The sequence below is a fragment of the Neobacillus sp. DZ-9 genome, assembly GCF_059587065.1.
On the sequence record NZ_JCAIOL010000003.1, the window covers coordinates 632143 to 647680 of the forward strand.

Below are 15538 nucleotides of genomic sequence, written 5' to 3' on the forward strand. Positions count from 1 at the left end.
GGCAGCAATTGAGAACCATTATCAATATATACTATAGATTATAATTGAAAAGAAAAAAAGAGCGACTTTCATCACTTCCCTTCTGAGGGAAAAACTAGTCTTCTAAAGCAAGAATGAAAAGAATTAGTGAAGCAGCCTTAAATATATAAAAGAATGGCCCAGTTCAAACTGGGCCATTCTTTTATATATTTTGGATTTGGTCCATACTTTCCGTAGACAGCTGATTCATCCACTCTTTACGCTGCTGGCTAAAATTGATAACACCCTCACGCCTTAAGCGATAATGCTCTTGCATTTGGTCTTTCTTCTTCTGAGATCCGTTCATTAATCTCATTAATTAACGCTGGCAGCTCACCCATGGACCTGATTGTAAAATCGGCCCCATTTTTCATAAAGGAATGTTCTGTTTTAGTGATGGCCCTTTCCCTATCAGATAAAGATAGCGCATTAAATTCATCTAAACTTAATCCCATTTCAGAGCTTCCAATAATGACACCAACGGACCATACTCCAGCATGATTCCCTTCTTGAATATCTGAAATGGTATCGCCTACCTTTACTACCTTCCAGGATGCCGATAATTTTAATTGTTCCATATTACGATAAATCATGTAAGGATAAGGTCTTCCAACCGAATTCGTTGCATCGGGTGTAAGATAAAAATCTGGACTATAGCCTTTTTTCTTCGCATTCGGAACGACTATATCCATCATTTTATCGGTATAACCTGTAGTGGACCCAATCTTTAATCCCTGTTTCCTTAATTCTTGAACGGTCTCGATGATCTCCGGAATGAGGTCCGTATATTCGGCTAAGGAAGCCAAAAGGGCAGGTTCAAATTTTTCATACAAGTTTTCCACATCTTGTTCATTAAAGGGTCTTCCATACTTCTCTTCCCATAATTCTGATATTCTGGACATAGACAACATCGCCCGAATATGGTCGATTTTTAACATTCCCATCGGAGCTCTTGCTTCTTCCATGGTCACATAAATGCCGGCATCTTTAAAAATATCAACGAATACACGGACTGGTGCAAAACATCCAAAATCAACGGTTGTACCTGCCCAATCAAAGATTACTCCTTCTATTTTGTTCATTTCGCCACCACTCCCATATATTCTTCGATAATAGTACATAACTCTTGAATGTCTTCTTCATAGATTTCGCCAATATTTCCGATTCGGAAAGTGTCTCTTTCTGTTAGCTTCCCTGGATAAATGACATATCCTTTCTCTTTCACATAGGAATAGAAGTCAGCAAAGCTGAACTGTTCATTCGGAAAAAGAAACGTTGAAATAATCGGTGATTGCTGTTCGGATGAGATATAAGTATGGAAACCTATTTTTTCAAGTCTCTCTCTTAAAAGACGATTATTATTTTGATAACGTGCAAATCTTGCGGAAATGCCGCCTTCTTCCATTAACTCATCAATCGCTTTCGAAAAGGCAGCCACAACATGTGTTGGGGATGTATAGCGCCACTTCCCTTCTTTATCCATTTCCTTCCATTGAGCATATAAATCTAATGACAAGCTGTGTGAATTTCCTTCACAGGCTAAGAGCTTATCAATCTTGGCGATCACAAATCCGAACCCCGGAACCCCTTGAATGCATTTATTAGCACTGCTGATTAAATAGTCAATCCCAAGAGCGGGTACATTGATTTCCATGCCGCCAAAACTGCTCATCGCATCAATAATTACGGTTTTTCCATATTCCTTCGAAAGTCTGGAGATCATGTCGAGCGGATTAAGAATTCCTGTTGTGGTTTCACAATGAACCATCACCATATGGGTAATCTGTGGATCTTTATCTAAAATCTTTCGTAATTCATCTTCATTTGGGTATTGATTATAATCCACACGATATTCCAAATAATTCAGTCCAATATATTGGGCCATTTTTACAATTCGCTCACCATAGGCACCGTTCGTTATAATGAGAACTTTATCCTTAGCTGAAATAGCAGTAGTCATCACCGATTCAACAGCGAATGTGCCGCTTCCCTGCATGAGGACAGTTGTATATTCCTGTTCCGTCGCAAAGGCCAACTCAAGAAGCTGTGCTCGAATCTTTTGTGTAATTTGTTTATAATCCTGATCCCATGTACAACGGTCAAAGAGCATTTCCTCTTTAACCGTTCTGGTGGTTGTCAATGGTCCAGGTGTTAATAGCTTATAATGATTCATTTTTCATCTCTCCCCGCTTAACTATTTTGCTGAATTGAAAAATTGCTGGTGTTTCTCTAATAAGTCGACTGTCAGAGGTTTATCAAATTTCTTGGTGTTTGCTGGCTTATGAATATCACTAACGGTTTCACCTTGATAAAGAGCCACTGGATAATCTGCAATTAAATCTTTTCTAGCATCTTTAATAATCACTTCTGCCATTTTCATCGCCAGCTTCGTTACAGCATCATCTTTTTTCACCACAGCAACGGATTCTGTAAGAGAGAAGTTACCTTCAGTTGGATCCACATAATCAATCGGTAAACCAGACTTCTTATCTAATACGGCTTGATAACGCAACCCAAAACCAGCTGCCACTTCACCTGCTTCCACTTTCTTGATAGGACCTGAACCTGAACTTTCGAGGTGTGGACCGCAATTGGCAACTAAATCATGAAGAATTTGTTTGCCCTCTTCTTCTCCATATTGGCTAATGATCGCTTGAACTAATAGCCAGCCTGTGGAAGAATCCATGATATTTGGAATGGAAACCAGGCCTTTAAATTCAGGCTTCGTTAAATCTTTAATAGAAGTTGGCATCGGTAAGCCTTTTTCTTTCATGACTTTCGTATTGACAAAAATCGCACCTGTATTCGCTAAAATGGGTGTGTAATAGGCTGGGTATGTTTCTATTGCATTCGTTTTAAACGTTAAATTTTTGAACATGTCGTTTTTTGCTTGGGCACTATCGATAAAGTATGAACTCATGGTGACTAAATTGGCCTCAATATGATCCCCTTCAGCCATCAGCTTTCCGCCGAGTTCAGAAGTCCCGAACGTTTGAAAAACATATTTCCCATCATAGCCAGCATTTTTTAAGGCTTTTTCCATCGCTTGGACCGCGGCATCGTCACCATTTGTATAAATAACAACTTTTTCTCCAGCATTTGCTTTGTTACTACTACACGCTGCTAAAGAAAATAGCAGGGTTAAAGCTAAAAGGGCCAACAACATTTTTTTTGCATGTTTCATCATAATACTTCCTCTCTTTGACTTATTTTTTTATTCAACCATCGTTTATCACGATGTTTGGATCTGTTTTTTTGAAAAAAATCACATAGGAGCTTGATGAATAAATTGCTAAAGAATATCAGTAAAGATAAAACAAAGATTTCATTGTATTTTTGAAAATGCTGCAAATCTTTTATTTTGCTGGCGACTAATGAGCTCTCGGCTGTAACCAAAAAGATGATCCCGCTGATTGTCACCATGGAATTAATAAAATAGTAGCTCAGCATCTCCATTACGGTGGATGCCGAATTGGGGAGAATGACGCGATAAACCGTCTTGATCCAACTATCTCCCATCAACTCACCTGTCGTTTCCCATGCAGGGTTCATTTTGGCGAGAGCGTTTTTCGCCATTAAATATGGCGTTGTAAATAAATGAACAATATTACATAAAACGATGATGGTGAATGTTCCTTTTAAACTGCTTTCATTAAAAAACAGTAAATAAGATAAGCCTAAGACCATTCCAGGTACGGTGTTCGTAATCATCGAAAGGATATCAATCCCTAATTTCGTTTGTTTTTTCATGGTGGAACGGACATTCAGTATGGCTGATCCATACGCGATGATCGTTCCAAATAACGCAGTCAATACCGCAATCCATATTGAATTTTGATAGACCCGCGTTAAATCACTAGATTGGAAGACATCAATAAAGTGCTGAAAGGTAAATGTTAGATTATAAGGATAACTGTTCACAAATGGCGCCATAAACATCACGGCAAAAACGGAAAGCATGCATAATACAACGAGTGAAGAAACGATTCCCATTCCAATATCCCTGTATTTATGCGGAATCTGCTCGATCTGGCTCATCTTGTCGTAATGAAAATTAAATTTTTCAAGATAGTTTAATAGGATAACCCCAATCATGGCAGGTACCAACATCAAAACAGCGATGACCGCTCCATGATTAAAATTAGGTAGCGCTCCTAACATGACTTGATACAGTTGAGTGGCAACTACGTTATAGGTCCCTCCTAATGAAGCAGGTATCCCGAAATCTGTAAAACTCATAATGAAGGAAAGAACAAAGGCACCGCCGATCGTTCCTACTAAAGGACGTACCGATGTATTGATAAAGCTTTTAATTGCCCGATCCCCCATTAACTTAGATACAATTGTCATTTTTTTATCTATGTACTGGAAGGAATTATTCATCAGAAGGTACGAAGCAGGCAATGTATAAATCACATAACCAATTAATAATCCGTTAAATCCATAAATCTCGAATAAAGTTCTTCCAAATAATTTTGTCAGTAACCCTTGCTGCCCAAAAGAGTACATAATCGCAAATCCATAGGTGATGGTAGGCAGAAGCATCGGAACTAGAATTCCCGTTTTAATCACAGCTTTTATTGGACGATAAAGGTTTGTGCAATTGATCGTATAGGCAAGTGTATAGGACAAAATCGTTGTGATGATAGCAGTCATTGTTGAAACACGAATACTATTTAGAATCGCTTCAAATAAGTCTTTATTTGAAAACATGGACTGATAATTTGCCAGACCCAACCCATGACTCGTTTCAAAGGAACGCACCAATAAAACAGCTAGTGGCAATAATAGAAAGACAGTGAATAACAAAAATATAATGACAAGGATGGCTCGCATTTCTGGTTTTACTTTAGGCATATTTTTCACCAAATAATTTATAGATATTGTTTCTCTTGATGTGCAGCTGATTAAGGATAAATTGCTCAACAAAATCGTTATTCGGCTGACTGATGATTTCTTGCGGTGTTCCAAATTGAGAAATAGTTCCTTGATTAATAATTAGGATTTTATCGGATAAGGTCAGTGCTTCTTCCGGATCATGTGTCACGATAATGGTCGTAAGTTGATACTCCCTTGCAATCGATTTAATTCGATCCTTGATGGACTCTTTAATCACCCCATCCAATGCACTTAAAGGTTCATCTAATAATAATATTTTCGGCTTCATTACCAGCGTTCGAGCAAGAGCCACCCTCTGTTTTTGCCCCCCAGATAACTCACCAATTCTCTTTGTTAAATGCGGATTTAATTCTAAGAAATCAATATATTCCTGTAACTCTTGTTTCGATATCGATCCCTTCTTGTTTCTTAAACCATACACAATGTTTTCGTACGCATTTAAGTTAGGAAAGAGGGCATAATCTTGGAATACTATATTAAAGCCGCGTTTCTTCATCTGAAGCTTGCTGATATCCGTTCCATCAAAGAAGATTCTTCCTTGGTCCATTTGTGTTAATCCAAGGATGATATTTAATAGAGTCGTTTTCCCGCTTCCGCTTGGACCTAGTAACGACACGATTTCTCCAGCTTGTATGTCAAGATTTATATCTTCTAATACAACTTTCCCATTAAAGTGTTTGCTAATATTTTGTAGTTTCAGCAAACTTTCCACCTCCTCAAGCACAAATTCAGTATAAATTTTGTTTGTAAATTCCAATATGGATTTATGTAAATCTAATGTAAATTTTGAACACTTTATATATAATTCATTAACAACTTTTGACCACATTTAAAAAAGTTTATAGAAAACTTTACAAAAAATTCATTGAATCTAACTACCATAATTAGTAAAATACAATTGATTCAATGTAATACAATGACAAATGACAACTTTGAATGGGTGAATAGATATGCTTCCAGTTGAAAGGCAAAAAAAAATAATGGACTTGTTAAAGATAAAAAAAGTCCTAAAACTATCTGAGCTTACGGAAAAACTCGATATTTCCATTGAAACTCTTCGCAGGGATCTGAACTTACTGGCCAAGGAGGGGAAAATTAAAAAAATCTACGGGGGAGTGAAGATAGTAGATACTACTTTTGGTGAGTCCGAGATGTCAGATCGCATGGCAGGTCAATTAGAAGAAAAAAGAAAAATCGGACAAGTATGCAGTGAATTCATTAATGATGGTGATTGCATTTTTATCGATAGCGGATCAACCACCTTTCAAATTGCAAACTATATTAAAAATAAGAAGAACATTACTGTGATTACGAATTCCATTCCTGTGATCAGTGAACTATTGAATAGCGATATTGAAATCATTATTATAGGCGGGAAAGTAAGGCATAGCGAGCAGTCCGTTGTGGCCTATGATTATATCTTTAACTTTAGTGAATTAAATATAGTAAAAGCATTTATTTGCGCAGGCGGTATCACAATTGAAAAAGGAATTTCAGACTATAATTTAGAGGAAGCCATCACCAGAAAAAAAATCATTGAATTAGCGAAAGAAATCTATGTTGCCGCAGACAGTACCAAGTTCGGAAAAGATGTCACCGTGAGTATTGCACCGCTTGAAAAAGTGGATTACATTATTTCCGACTGTAACCTGGATAAAAGCTGGATCAATGAATTCGAAAAGACAAATACCAACTTAATCATTACAGATTAAGAAAAGCGAAAGCGCCTTGGTCAGCCCCGACAAGAAACCTCGAGGGGCTAGGCGCTGGAGCTGGACAATTCTCGAAGTCAAAATTTATATTTTCATTTCAATTAAAAAAACGGAAATTCATTTAGAGATTTTAATCTTCTAATTGAACTTCCGTTTTCTAATTTTCATAAAATTATTCCTGATGCTGAGGGTCCTGGTCCATCAGAACCGGCGTTAGGACGAATGGTAGAAGAATTAAATGTAGCCTCCAAGGTCTTTATTACTTACACTGTTTGCCTGAAAGTGGAGGTCTCAAATCCATCTTTCATTAATTGAAAATCTTGGAATCCACAAGGAATTAAAGTACCTATTCCTTTATTTGATTGTTATTTATTATATCGAAAAAATTTATATACTTATATATTGTTCATTTTAAAAATATGTGTTAGCATTTAGTCATAACTTAGTTTGTCCTATCAACAAACTAAGTTTAGAATGGTTTTGATTTTTAAACGATAAAATGTCGACGTTTTCAAATTAAAAAATTACTAGTTAAAGAGGTGAAAATAGCTTTAAACGCAATATATTTACAGTGTTCATGATTTTAAGTTTTGTTCAGGATATTTTAAATTTAGCATTAAACATATTGTTAGTTTATTTACGAAAACAAACTAAGTGAGCAAATGATAATTTTTCAGAAATAAGAGATTCCTTATATGGGAATATTTTTAGTTAGGCAATGAATGCAACAATACACTTTATAAAGTATTTACCTATTTTTACTGGGTTGGCTTAAAGGGGTTCTATTTTTTTTACCATCGCTGAAAACGGTTACCCCTAATTTTTTGTCCATAAAAAATCGAGAAGCTCATTTTTTCAAATAGACGATTTTACCAATGTCTAAAATGTAAGCGGATAAATCAATTTGAAATTCAACTGAAAAGGAGATGTATGATATGGCTTTAAGGGAATCAACAGTTCAACAAATGAACGAAAACACACAAAACATTCAACAAAATGAATATCATAAGCTAAGCCTTTCTGAACGTATCGGTTACGGTCTTGGGGACTTTGCCCAAAACCTCGTATTTGGTACAGTCGGAGGATTTCTGGCTCTCTATCTTACTACTGTTAATGCCATTGGTACAGCAGCAGCTGGATTCATCTTCTTGTTTGTCCGTATCGTCAACGTATTATGGGATCCGATGGTTGGTACCTTCGTCGATAGACATACGTTCAAGAACGGAAAATATCGTCCTTGGCTTCTGATTGCAGGTATTCCACTTGTTATCTTATCAGCGATGCTCTTTGTTCCAATTCCAGCCATTCGTGGTTCAGTGCCAATAGCCTTTATCACTTACTTCTTGCTCGACTTGGTTTATTCTGTCGTCAATATTCCTTACGGTTCGTTGAATGCTTCACTGACACGTGACCCTAAATCCGTGGATAAAATCACAACTACTCGTATGATGCTGGCTAACATTGCTAACCTCTTGGTTTACACACTGTTTCCAATGTTTGTCCAATTGGCAGCCCCAAAAGACCGCTCACTTAAAGACACAGGTCTCTTTGGTCTCAAGCTCAACATGGGTACTTATACGGATGCATCTGCAAGTCACGCTTGGTTTGGGGTTTACATGGTTTACATGGTACTTGGAGCTGTGGCTTTGTTCTTCTGCTACCGTCTCACAAAAGAACGCGTTGTCGCAACTGCGGAACAATCTGCAGAAGTGAAAGCTTTCGACCTGTTCATTGAATTAAAGAACAACAAACCACTTGTTATTCTGGGTTTCTTCTTTATGCTTGCTTTCACCTTCATGTTCTTCATGAACACAGTGAATGGCTTCTTTAACCAATATACGGTCAACCACTCAGACTGGATGGGTGCAATAGGTCTCATCGCCTCCATCCCTGGTATCGCTTTCCCAGTCTTCTGGCCAAAATTGAAGAAAATCTTTGGTAAAAAGGGATTCTTCCATTTCTTCCTTGGTATGTTTGTCGTTGGTGAAATCCTTACTTGGGTATGGTCGTTAGATGGCATGCACGATTCACTCTTCCTTGCTTATGTTTCAACCTTCATCAAACAATGGGGTCTCACTTCAGCAACTGGTTTCATGTGGGCACTCGTTCCTGAAGTTGTCTCTTATGGTGAAATGAAATCAGGAAAACGTAACGCTGCAATCATCAACGCTATCATGGGTCTCTTCTTCAAGATCGGCTTCACTCTTGGTGGTGCCGTTCCGCTCTGGTTCCTTGCTGCCTACGGTTTCAATGGAAATGCGGCGAAGCAAACAGCTAGTGCTCTTTCAGGTATCAATATAACAGCTATCTGGATTCCAGCAGCGCTTGCTATCGTTTCGATGATTGTTATGGCTCTTTACCCTCTTTCAGATAAAGACGTCGAAGATATCAATAAGCAACTCGATGCTTCTCGTGCCAAAGCAAAGTCAGCTGAATAAGATATTAGCATAAATTTATTACTAAACACTGCTCTTCTTAGATAAAGTCAATCAAAACTCGTGAACATAAATGCGATATCAGGGAAAAAGAGCTCTGACACCATATAATTGTCAGAGCTTTTTTAGTTAATTCGTAGTATTTATTTCATGTTTTTGACTCTTAGAGTAAAAGCTTATAAAGATAAATGAAGCGACTAAGAAAAGGAAAAGAATGACTCCCACGAATTCGAAATCTAGTTCTGCCCAAGGGTTGAAGAAAGTAAATGCCAGATAGAAGGAAACCCCGTAGGCCAAGACGACAATCACCCAACCCATTAGTCTTGATGCAGCTTGACCGATTTTGCTGGACTGGTTCACCATTTTATAGACAATCAACGAATCAATTGTATCTGTAATCATCATGCCAAACATAAAAACTAGTCCTAAAAATAAAGGAGTATATTTACCTGCATTTCCTGCCGCCAAAGACCAGACGGCCGTTTGACTTACTGTCTCGGCAGCCAAGGCAAACAAAGCCCCTACTAAAATAATAAGAAAAGGATTTGTCGTCCCCTTCGCAATTTTTGGAATAAACTTTCCCTTAAGTCCGCTAAGTTGAAACTCTTCGTGATTGTTTCTAGTGCGTATCAGATTATACGTATTTAGCGTTCCAATAAGGAATAAAGAAATAATCGACACCCATGATGCAATATTATCAAAATAAGCTGGAAATGAAAAATGCCCTATCACCATTCCTAATATACCAGCGGTTACAGCTACCATTCCTCCGTGACCTAATGAGAATAATGTACCTACCCAACGTGCAAACGAACTGCCCATTCGCCAATTAAAACGGGTTTGTCCATCAATAAAGGCAAGATGATCCGCATCCAACCCATGTCGAAGCCCCAATACAAAAACAAGTAAAAACAGTGATACAGTTTCCATCTAAAAATTCCTCCCTTTTATAAAAGGCATCGTAAAACACTTCTCGTTCCTCTTGAATAAACATGTTAACCCCTTTTTGAAATCAAACTTTGTGAATCTTTCAAATCATTATCTATTCCTTGCTTTCATAATGAAATAAATTTATAGGAACACCATTGTAAGCGAGAGACATTTCCCTAATTAAGTGTGAAACCACCAATTCACTGTTTGGAAGATTTCCATCTAGTATAATTCCCGCGACCGTTCCACTGTGGGCGACAACGATTCCGCCATGATAGCGATGTGCCAACTGATCTAATAGAGGAAAAACAGGCTTTGGCAATATTTTTTGATTCACCCGTGCACTGAGGGTTGCCCCCTCCGCAATATAAGCAATATTTTTTTCCTTAAACCCTTTTGTAACCAGATCAAAAGCTTCAATAAATTGCTGTTGATCGTCCTGGCTGTACTCTTTCGGAACTTCATTAAATTCTATTGTGTTGATCATACCCCCAAGGTCGATCCCAACAAGGATGAATGGGGGTAAGGCCCCAAAACTTGCAATCAGCTGACCGTGAATATATTCATAGACCACGACTTCCTCATACATTACCCCATCGGTAGGTTCCACTTTTGCGGCAATCATCGAGATCATTTCATTTGTGAGCGGAATACTATAGCTGTCAGCTATTGCTCTTAATGAAGCAACAATATCCGCCGAACTGCTAGCCATCCCCTTGCCGGCAGGGATATTGGAATGTATTTCGAGGTATCCGCCTCCTCTTATCCCAAAAAGTTGGAGTAACAATTCCCCCGCTTCCTTCGCTTTCATTTTGGAATTTACGCCCCTTACCCGGGAAACGGATGTGTCTGGAACAAATCTAGCCTCACTTCGTAAACTCGGGATTGGCAAAGTGATTAAAAACGGGCGCTCTTCCATGATTCCTTGGACCAATTCTCCAAATGTACCATTACAGCTTCCTTTTCCTAGTTTCATTGTTTAGGCTGCCGTCAGTAAATCGCCGCCATGTCCAAATTTTTCAATATAGACCATTAAAACTCAATTCCCTTCACGGCAGGAATTCCATCGTTATAATAATGCTTAACGGGCCTCATTTCGGTTACTAAATCCGCACAAGCGATGATTTCCTCTTGTGCTGACCGTCCGGTAATCACCAAATGCATCCCCTTTGGGCGCTGCTGAATCAACTCTATTACTTCTGTTAACGGAAGGACATCGTCTATCGGGAATTTATCAATTGCGAGGGCATTATTTAGTTCATCTAAAATGACAACATCATAGCCGCCAAACTGCACCTTTTCTTTTGTAAAAGCCCACGCTGTTTTTAGGGCTTCCCGATGTTCCTCCGGTGTTTTCGTCCACGTAAAGCCGACTCCTGTCTGCACGATTTCAATCCCTAATTTTTCGAACGTAATTTTTTCCCCATACGTTCGATCAGGCGATTTGATAAATTGAATCATCAGCACACGTTTCCCTCGTCCGGCGGCTCGGACAGCAAGTCCAAGGGCTGCCGTCGTTTTTCCTTTTCCATCACCGGTATAAACTAATGTAAGACCGCTCTTTGCTTTGTTTTCTGTTACCTCTTCCATCTTCTTCACTCCTCGTTACAGCCAGACTGTTTTTTCTTCATAGGATGTCCGGGCTGGGACCTTCGCCTTTTTTATTACTTCTGGATCGGGATAACCGATAAACAAATTTCCGATTATTTTCTTGTTTTGTGGTGAGCCAATAAACTCATACATTCGTTGGTCGCGAACAAGTCCGACGCCCCTTGTCCTCCAGACCAGACCTAATCCCAATTCTTTGGCAGCAAGCCACATCGAATGGATCGCACAGCATACGGCATATTCATTATCAGCAGAGGCCTCTTCATCTTCTGGAACGATGTCAGCGGTAACGACAATATGGACCGGTGTGGTTTTTAGTACCTTTAAGGAGCTTTCGATTAAATTTGGTTTGGTTGGAAAGCGTTCCTGAAGATATTCATGGGCCAACGCTTCATAACGTTTTTTTGCTTCGCCTTTAATCACATAAAAGCTCCATGGTTCACGCATCCGGTCATTCGGTGCCCAAGTCGCTGCTTCTAATAAGGTGTGAATCTTTTCGTCTTCGACCTCTCGAGCCGCATAATCACGGATCGCTCTTCGATTTTTGATTTCCGCTATAATCGACAACTTAGTCCCTCCCAATTCCTACTTCTTGCTTTTCTTCTGCTTCTTGAAACCAGCGTAATTTCTCGCGCAGGCCGACTACATCGCCCACCAGAACAATCGCCGGATGAGTAATCCCGGCTTCAAAGGCCCTGACTTCGATATCCTTTAAACTTCCGGTAACCGTCTTTTGATTGGCCGTCGTTCCCCATTGGATGATGGCAGCTTTCGTATCAGGGCTTTTTCCATTTTCGATTAATTTCGAAACAATATAGGGTAAATTCCCAATTCCCATATAAAAGGCAATCGTATCAATTCCTTGAGCGAGGGCTGGCCAATTTAGTTGATCCTCATCCTTTTCCGCTCGGCCGTGGCCAGTGACGATCGCGAAGGAGGAAGCATAATCACGGTGGGTAACGGGAATTCCAGCATAAGCAGGCGCTGCAATACCTGATGTAATCCCCGGCACCATTTCAAAGCGGATCCCATGTTCCGCAAGAATTTCCGCTTCTTCACCGACACGGCCGAAAATACAGGGATCGCCTCCTTTTAATCGGGTGACCATCTTACCCTGACTTGCTTTTTCAATTAACAGCTGGTGAATTTGATCTTGAATGATCTGATGTTTTCCTGGCAGTTTTCCGCAAAATATCAGCTCTGCCTCCGGCTTTGCATATTTCAGCAGTTCCTCATTTACTAAACGGTCATATAAAATCACATCCGCCTGTTGGATACACTCCATCCCATAAACGGTAATCAGCTTAGGGTCTCCCGGTCCAGCCCCAACAAGATTCACTTTTCCATTTGTCATCATCTCGCTCCCTTCCTACATTACTCATTTGAAATCCCAGCCGATGCAAAGGTGGCCATTTCTTTCAGCATTAAGGTCGCTGATTGTAAGATCGGAAAGGCCACTGCTGCCCCGCTTCCTTCGCCTAGCCGCAAATCTAAATCAAGTAGTGGCTTCTTGCCTAATAACTGCAGCGCAATTTCATGTCCAGGCTCGACGGAACGATGGCCGACAATCATATACTCCGCTGCTGTCTCACAGATTTCTCTTGCCAAAAGAGCTGCAATCGTGCAAATAAACCCATCTACCAATATCGGAATCCGGTTTCGAGCGGCGGAAAGCATGGCACCTGTCATCCCGGCAATTTCCAAACCGCCAATTTTAGCTAGGATATCGATGGGATCCTTCTGGTCAGGGTTTCTTTCCTTTAGTGCCCGTGTGATAACCTCTTGTTTATGACGAACTTTTTCTTGTGCAATCCCTGTTCCGCGGCCGACTAGAGTACCGATGTCCTGTCCGCTTAAAATTGCTGCGATTGCACTGCTTGGCGTCGTATTGCCGATCCCCATTTCACCAACAATTAGGCATTTGATTCCCTGTTGAATCATCTGTTCCGCTCGTTCATAGCCAACGGCGATGGCTTGTTCGGCCTCTTCTCTTGTCATTGCATCCTGGTGGCAAAAATTGTTGGTTCCATAGCGAATTTTCCGATTCACAAACCCGTCTGCTTCAATATCTGCTGCCACACCGATATCGACGACTTCAAACATGGCTCCGATTTGCCGGCTAAAGACATTGATGGCCGCACCGCTGTTTAAAAAGTTCATGACCATTTGCACGGTTACTTCCTGCGGGAAAGCGGACACCCCTTCTTCGACCACGCCATGATCAGCGGCAAACACGATCACACCGGGCGGTGACACGACAGGAAAGGCATCAGATGTCATTTCCGACAATTGAATGGCTAATTCCTCTAATCTCCCCAAGCTGCCCGGAGGTTTGGTTAACGTATCGATATACGCACGAACTTGCTGTCCCATTTCTTTATCAAGAGGCTGGATTGCTGTTTTTACGCTATTCATTGGGTGATCCCCCTTTTTTGGTAATCCTTTATCAAGTGTTCAATGACATCCAGTTTAACGTGTCCCCTTACATGTTCTGCCAGCCGGTCAAACGCTTCTTCCCGTAATTGATTAAAAGATGGGCGCTTGTGGATGGGCTCCAATCCCTTTTTACGGCGGAGCTGATTAAGCAATTCCTCACGAAATTCATCATTATGGAATATCCCATGAAAATAAGTACCAATGATGGTTTCGTCTAAAGAATGAAAGCCATCCCATTTTTCATTTTTAAAAATAAGCCCTTGGGACGCTCCTGTCGCCAAGGTTTCCCCCATATGAATCTCGTAACCTGTCACATGAAAGGTTTTTCCAAAAAGATGCAACATCCCATTGGATAAGGTCGTCGTCTTTTCTTTCGTAATGGTCGTTTCAATTGGCAGTAACTGAAGGCCTTCGCTTTCTTGATGGAGCGACTCGATCGCTAACGGATCCTCAATTTTATCACCGAGCATTTGATAGCCGCCGCAGATCCCGAATAGAACAGTTTGTTTCTTTTTCTGTAATTCAGCTATTTTTTGAGCTATGCCGCTCTTTCTTAAAAATAGCAAATCTTCAATTGTATTCTTACTGCCGGGGAGAATGACTAAATCTGGTTGGTGTAATTGATCCGCTCTGGTAATAAAACGGACATGACAATCCGGCTCGGCAAAAAACGGGTCAACATCGGTGAAATTGGAGATTTTCGGATACTGGATCACCGCGATATCCAATTCTTTTTCGGTATTTTGAGTGGCTGTATATTGATTTAAAATCACGGAATCCTCTGCATCAATATTTAGATTCTTCAAGTAAGGGATCACGCCGAGAACGGGTTTACCTGTATACTCCTCAAACCACGTTAATCCGGATTCTAGCAGGCGGATATCACCGCGGAATTTATTGATGATTACGCCAATCACTCGGTCGCGGTCTTCTGGTTCCATCAGCTGAAGGGTTCCTACTAAACTAGCAAACACTCCGCCTTTTTCGATATCCCCAATTAAGATCACTGGGGCATCCGCCATTTTGGCGACCCGCATATTAACTATTTCCCGGTCATTCAGATTAATCTCGGCCGGACTGCCAGCCCCTTCAATGACAATTCGTTCATAATTTTGGGATAGGGTGGATAGTGATTGTTGAATCAGTTCCAATCCCGCTTGAAAGAATTCCCTGCGGTACCTTCCTGCTTCCATATTCTTATATGGTTTACCGTGGACGACAATTTGGGATTGGTTATCGCGGTTCGGCTTTAGTAGAATCGGGTTCATATCGGTGGTTGCCTGAATCCCTGCGGCTTCGGCCTGAACTCCCTGTGCTCTGCCGATTTCTTTTCCATCTACTGTAATATAGGAATTTAACGCCATATTTTGTGATTTAAACGGAACCGTTTTATATCCGTCCTGAGCGAAAATCCGGCAAAAGGCGGTCACGACTACACTTTTGCCGACATCCGAATTCGTACCTTGAAACATAAGTGGAAGAGCTTTAGCCATTTTCTTT

The 15538-nt window shown here is 40.2% G+C and carries 14 protein-coding genes; 2 read left to right on the forward strand and 12 right to left on the reverse strand.

Annotated elements, in window-relative coordinates; genetic code table 11:
- Positions 1–266 precede the first annotated feature (266 nt).
- Genes phnX through AC59HZ_RS11460 form a run of 5 tightly spaced genes read right to left on the reverse strand, consistent with a single transcriptional unit; the run spans position 267 to position 5620 of the window.
- A complete protein-coding gene (phnX, locus tag AC59HZ_RS11440) occupies positions 267–1100 on the reverse strand; it encodes a phosphonoacetaldehyde hydrolase (protein ID WP_496545915.1) in 834 nt (277 codons plus the stop codon).
- Positions 1097–2191 (reverse strand): 2-aminoethylphosphonate--pyruvate transaminase, encoded by a 1095-nt coding sequence (gene phnW, locus AC59HZ_RS11445; protein ID WP_496545916.1) that lies wholly within the window; start codon positions 2189–2191, stop codon positions 1097–1099. The genes phnX and phnW overlap by 4 nt, the downstream gene beginning before the upstream one ends.
- 21 nt (positions 2192–2212) lie before the next feature.
- Positions 2213–3202, reverse strand: a complete 990-nt coding sequence (locus AC59HZ_RS11450; protein ID WP_496546047.1) for an extracellular solute-binding protein — start codon at positions 3200–3202, stop codon at positions 2213–2215.
- Positions 3202–4875 (reverse strand): ABC transporter permease subunit, encoded by a 1674-nt coding sequence (locus AC59HZ_RS11455; protein ID WP_496545917.1) that lies wholly within the window; start codon positions 4873–4875, stop codon positions 3202–3204. Before AC59HZ_RS11455 ends, AC59HZ_RS11450 begins: the two co-directional genes overlap by 1 nt.
- Entirely contained in the window at positions 4868–5620 is a 753-nt protein-coding gene (locus tag AC59HZ_RS11460) for an ABC transporter ATP-binding protein (RefSeq protein WP_496545918.1), read from the reverse strand. The genes AC59HZ_RS11455 and AC59HZ_RS11460 overlap by 8 nt, the downstream gene beginning before the upstream one ends.
- 247 nt (positions 5621–5867) lie before the next feature.
- On the opposite strand from AC59HZ_RS11460, the gene AC59HZ_RS11465 reads away from it, so the two are divergent.
- The gene (locus AC59HZ_RS11465; protein ID WP_496545919.1) at positions 5868–6629 is read left to right on the forward strand and encodes a DeoR/GlpR family DNA-binding transcription regulator; all 762 of its coding nucleotides are present in this window, start codon (positions 5868–5870) and stop codon (positions 6627–6629) included.
- Positions 6630–7564: 935 nt separating this feature from the next.
- On the forward strand, positions 7565–9067 hold the full coding sequence (locus AC59HZ_RS11470) for an MFS transporter (RefSeq protein ID WP_496545920.1): 1503 nt from the start codon (positions 7565–7567) through the stop codon (positions 9065–9067).
- A gap of 126 nt (positions 9068–9193) precedes the next feature.
- Here the strand turns inward: AC59HZ_RS11470 and AC59HZ_RS11475 are convergent, their stop codons facing one another.
- The 7 genes from AC59HZ_RS11475 to AC59HZ_RS11505 all read right to left on the reverse strand — a co-directional run bounded on the left by AC59HZ_RS11475 (position 9194) and on the right by AC59HZ_RS11505 (position 15531).
- Positions 9194–9994 carry a HoxN/HupN/NixA family nickel/cobalt transporter gene (locus tag AC59HZ_RS11475; RefSeq protein WP_496545921.1) on the reverse strand — a complete coding sequence of 267 codons (801 nt, stop codon included), beginning with the start codon at positions 9992–9994 and terminating at the stop codon, positions 9194–9196.
- Positions 9995–10106: 112 nt separating this feature from the next.
- Positions 10107–10970 (reverse strand): GHMP family kinase ATP-binding protein, encoded by an 864-nt coding sequence (locus tag AC59HZ_RS11480; protein ID WP_496545922.1) that lies wholly within the window; start codon positions 10968–10970, stop codon positions 10107–10109.
- A gap of 56 nt (positions 10971–11026) precedes the next feature.
- On the reverse strand, positions 11027–11584 hold the full coding sequence (cobO, locus tag AC59HZ_RS11485; protein ID WP_496545923.1) for a cob(I)yrinic acid a,c-diamide adenosyltransferase: 558 nt from the start codon (positions 11582–11584) through the stop codon (positions 11027–11029).
- Positions 11585–11599: 15 nt separating this feature from the next.
- Positions 11600–12169, reverse strand: a complete 570-nt coding sequence (locus AC59HZ_RS11490) for a nitroreductase family protein (protein ID WP_496545924.1) — start codon at positions 12167–12169, stop codon at positions 11600–11602.
- 1 nt (position 12170) lies between these two features.
- Positions 12171–12956 (reverse strand): uroporphyrinogen-III C-methyltransferase, encoded by a 786-nt coding sequence (gene cobA, locus AC59HZ_RS11495; RefSeq protein WP_496546048.1) that lies wholly within the window; start codon positions 12954–12956, stop codon positions 12171–12173.
- A gap of 20 nt (positions 12957–12976) precedes the next feature.
- Positions 12977–14017 carry a nicotinate-nucleotide--dimethylbenzimidazole phosphoribosyltransferase gene (cobT, locus tag AC59HZ_RS11500; protein ID WP_496545925.1) on the reverse strand — a complete coding sequence of 347 codons (1041 nt, stop codon included), beginning with the start codon at positions 14015–14017 and terminating at the stop codon, positions 12977–12979.
- Positions 14014–15531, reverse strand: coding sequence for a cobyric acid synthase (locus tag AC59HZ_RS11505; RefSeq protein ID WP_496545926.1), 1518 nt, complete (start codon positions 15529–15531; stop codon positions 14014–14016). The genes cobT and AC59HZ_RS11505 overlap by 4 nt, the downstream gene beginning before the upstream one ends.
- Between the last annotated feature and the right edge of the window lie 7 nt (positions 15532–15538).

Coding starts and splice junctions, on each gene's coding strand:
- AC59HZ_RS11465 (WP_496545919.1), top strand. CDS start 5,868: ATGCTTCCAGTTGAAAGGCAAAAAAAAATAATGGACTTGTTAAAGATA.
- AC59HZ_RS11470 (WP_496545920.1), top strand. CDS start 7,565: ATGGCTTTAAGGGAATCAACAGTTCAACAAATGAACGAAAACACACAA.
- AC59HZ_RS11475 (WP_496545921.1), bottom strand. CDS start 9,994: ATGGAAACTGTATCACTGTTTTTACTTGTTTTTGTATTGGGGCTTCGA.
- cobT (WP_496545925.1), bottom strand. CDS start 14,017: ATGAATAGCGTAAAAACAGCAATCCAGCCTCTTGATAAAGAAATGGGA.
- phnX (WP_496545915.1), bottom strand. CDS start 1,100: ATGAACAAAATAGAAGGAGTAATCTTTGATTGGGCAGGTACAACCGTT.
- AC59HZ_RS11505 (WP_496545926.1), bottom strand. CDS start 15,531: ATGGCTAAAGCTCTTCCACTTATGTTTCAAGGTACGAATTCGGATGTC.
- phnW (WP_496545916.1), bottom strand. CDS start 2,191: ATGAATCATTATAAGCTATTAACACCTGGACCATTGACAACCACCAGA.
- AC59HZ_RS11450 (WP_496546047.1), bottom strand. CDS start 3,202: ATGAAACATGCAAAAAAAATGTTGTTGGCCCTTTTAGCTTTAACCCTG.
- AC59HZ_RS11480 (WP_496545922.1), bottom strand. CDS start 10,970: ATGAAACTAGGAAAAGGAAGCTGTAATGGTACATTTGGAGAATTGGTC.
- cobA (WP_496546048.1), bottom strand. CDS start 12,956: ATGACAAATGGAAAAGTGAATCTTGTTGGGGCTGGACCGGGAGACCCT.
- cobO (WP_496545923.1), bottom strand. CDS start 11,584: ATGGAAGAGGTAACAGAAAACAAAGCAAAGAGCGGTCTTACATTAGTT.
- AC59HZ_RS11455 (WP_496545917.1), bottom strand. CDS start 4,875: ATGCCTAAAGTAAAACCAGAAATGCGAGCCATCCTTGTCATTATATTT.